Annotated in this window: 1 protein-coding gene; it reads right to left on the bottom strand. The window is 44.3% G+C overall.

Annotated features, from left to right (window positions below; genetic code table 11):
- On the bottom strand, positions 1 to 3,673 hold a 3,673-nt coding region (locus H6G97_RS47535), incomplete at both ends, for an AAA family ATPase (RefSeq protein ID WP_190947310.1).

The raw sequence follows: 3,673 nt of genomic DNA, 5'->3' as shown, positions 1-3,673 counted from the left end.
CGAAGTAAATCATGGACAAAGGGTTTGACATCGCGTCCAGAGATTTCGATGTCTGGAATGATTGTTTCAAATAAGGTTCGCCCTAAAATCTGATGTTCTTCATAGCCAAGAAGCTTTACCCCATAATCGTTGATGTATCGAATCCGTCCTTGCGGATCATAGCGAATGATGACTGAATTCGCGGTTTGTAGCAGGTTGCGATAATTTGCTTCACTTTGTCTCAATGCGGCTTCAGTTTGTTGTCGTTCCGCGATCTCCTGCTGCAAGGCTTGAGTTCGCTCTTCTACTTTTCGTTCCAGTGTTTCGGAATAATCCGATAACCGTTCATATAACCGAGCATTCTCCAGTGAAATTGCTGCCTGAGCAATCAACAGTTTAAGGACTTGCAAGCGATCGCTAGTAAACACTCCGGTACTGAGATTGTTCTCCAGATAAAGTATGCCAATCAGCTGATTTTGCTTGAGAATGGGCATACAGAGGAGCGATCGCGTCTGTTGATTTTGAATATAAGGATCAGTTGAAAAAGACGATTCGCTGACTGCATCATCAAACACCAGAGTTTCAGATGTGCGTTCTACCGAGTGAATGACGGAAACAGGAATCGTTGCACAGTCGGCAACAGCGAACTTTTCTAGGTCACACTGTCTACTTCCGCTGCATTGAGCCACCACAGTAAGTTGATCCTCTTCTAGGAGAACCAGAGTACCAGTTTCGGCTCCGGCATTTTCGATTACCACCTGCATCAACGTGGCAATTAATCGATCGAGATGGATTATTTCTGAGAGAGCTTGAGCCGCTTTCATCACCGCCGCCAAATCGATCGCCGCAGTCGGATGACGGATCGTTTTATCGGTCACGATTGAATGTGATTGCCGAACTAGGTTGGTGTTGAGGAGTTGTGGATAGCGTTTTTCTAAATCTTTAACTTTAGCGGTTGCGCCCCAGCGATCATAGCAATAGTGCGCCTCTTTCATGTAGGTCTGAGCAATCTTTGACCGACCTCGCGCTAGATAATGTTTAGCCGCTAATTCATAAGCTAATGCTTCTTCCTGGATATACTCATTTTCAGCAGCACCTGCGATCGCTCGTTCATAAAGTTCCTCAGCCTTAAAGAATTGCCCTGAGACTCGCGCTTTCTCTGCTTCGACTAAATGAAATTTATGTAGATAATTCATCGGGGCGTGTTCTGCCCATTTCTGCATCTTTTCTTGGTTGATGTTAACACAATTGAGCCAAGCTACTTTTTGGGAGTTTGAAGCATCGAGCGGTAGGCTCAAAAGCGCCAGAGTGTGATACAAACAAAATACAGGTAAAACTGTTATTGCTGTCACCTCTTCAAAATGTTGCCTTGCCACAACAGCGGTTTGTACAGCTTGATGATATTCTCCAAATAGATAACACAACATAACTTTGTGTAGACACAGCATTTGAATTGCAGTTCCGTCTCTAACTGCAATAGCGTGTGTTAATGCCTGCTCTTCATTGCATAGCCTACTAACTAAGCGGCTGGGATTAAGAGACCTATCTAGCAGATTAAAAATTGTCTGCCACAATATTGCAAGCCAATTCGAGGGGCTTTCCCGTCTGATTTGGTTGATCGCTTTGCTGTAAGTTGCTGTTTTTTGTTCCAGTTGGGTGAGTGACTCCCCAGCAAAAAACGAGTTATAGCATACGTTATATGCAGCGTAACCAGCAAATTCAAAGTCTCCAGTTTCCACTCCATTTTGATAGGCATCAGCCAGCATTGGTATTGTGTTCCTAAGATGCACCTTCCAGTGCATGATATGGGCACCCGAAAACATTAATGCTTTAGCTTTTCCTTTGGTATTCAATCGTTCTGCCAAACCCAGCGCCAATTTGCCGAACTTATAACCGAGTTCAATGTCTTGAACAACTCCACATAGAACAAACCCATAGACAGCATAATACAGTGATGACCAGATAGCATTACCGTAGTTGATTGATAAATTTACCGTTTTGCAAGTAATCAGTATCAACAGTGCTGGTGACACTATAAATGCAGCAGCTCCCATATTCGCTAGGATTGACATTGCTGCTAGCGGTTCTGGTGCAGTCATCTCTGGTAAATTAATCAAGTCTTCGATTTCTCGTTGAGCGAGTAGCGCAGCCGTTGACTCCAATTCTCTTTGAATATCTACCTGACTTGGATTTTCTATTAAATCTATTCCCAGGAGCTTTAACACTTCCGAGCCAATTTTTAATGCTGATTTCAGGTTGCCCTGTGACAAATATCCCTGAATTCTGCTATCGTAAACCTGCACTTTGTCGATCGCTGTTTTGGCGCGATTGAGTACCACTTCTACCAATTGTTCCATCTCATCAAAGCGACCCTGGAGATACGCCGCTTCTGCTGCTTCTGAATACAGCGCTAAGGTCAGGTCATACTCACTGAGCCAACTCTCTGTATCGAGAAGTTGAAGACCTGTAGTGAAATACTTAAAAGCTGCTTCATAAGCCGTTGCTGTTTTTGCTTTCTGACCTGCCGTTAAATTCAATCTGGCAATTTCAGTTCGTTCTGCTTGAGCAGTGACAAGCTCCGTTCCTTGATCGAGATGATCCACAATAGTAAACAGTCGCTCGAATCGTTGCTCCGGTGAAGTTTTTTCGAGTAAATTGCGACCGATTTGGAGATGAACCACTTGTTTACACGACTCATCAATTAGGGCATAAGCCGCTTGCTGCACGCGATCGTGCGAAAACTTATACTCTTGAACCAACAAGTCTTCGTCCAAGTCAGACAAAGGTTGAATTAATCCAGCTTGTATTGCTTCTAATAAATCCTGAAAAATTGCTTTCGGTGATTTTTCGCAAACGATCGCCAATGTCTCTAAATCAAATTCAGCCCCAGTACAAGCGGCGATGGAGAGAATTTGTTGTGTTGCTGACGGCAATTTCTGCAACTGACGCAGCAGCAACTCCACCACATTATCCGTGATATTTTGAGCTTCAATCTCTGCCAGGTTCCACTGCCAGCTCAACTGTTGTGCATCGAAAGTCAACAGATTTTCGCCATACAGCATTTTCAAAAATTCACCAACGAAGAAAGGATTGCCCTCCGTTTTATGCAATACGACTTGGGCTAAGGAACGAACGGTATCAGGATTGCGATGTAATGTCTCAGCCACCAGTTGAGTCAAGGGTTCGAGCGTTAAAGGAGTCAGGGTGATTTCTTGAAGCGCTGCACCCTGATTTCGCAAGCTCTCCAGCATCAAAATTAATGAATGCGTTGAAGACACTTCATGATCTCGATAGGCTCCAATCAAAAACAGAGATTGAGTTTGCTCGTCAAGCAATATGAGTTCAATTAACTTCAACGTCGCAGAATCGATCCACTGTAGATCGTCTAAAAAGACGACCAGGGGATGCTCTTTTGCACAAAACGCCCGCACAAACCTTTGAAACGTGAGATTGAAGCGATTCTGTGCTTCTGTTGCTCCAACTTCGGGCACAGGTGGCTGCTTGCCAATAATGAACTCAACTTCGGGAATGACATCTACGATAATTTGTCCGTTGCTTCCCAAAGCAGTGAGCAGACGATCTCGCCATTGTTGCACTTGCTCGTCTGGTTCACCCAGCAGTTGCTGCACCAATTTTTGCAGGGCATGGGCGATCGCGCTGTAGGGAATATTACGCCCAAATTGGTCAAACTTAC

It is taken from the genome of Nostoc flagelliforme FACHB-838, assembly GCF_014698065.1.
Lineage (GTDB): Bacteria > Cyanobacteriota > Cyanobacteriia > Cyanobacteriales > Nostocaceae > Nostoc > Nostoc flagelliforme_B.
The sequence above is the reverse complement of the archived record's forward strand: the minus strand, read 5'-3'. Positions and strand labels throughout refer to the sequence as shown.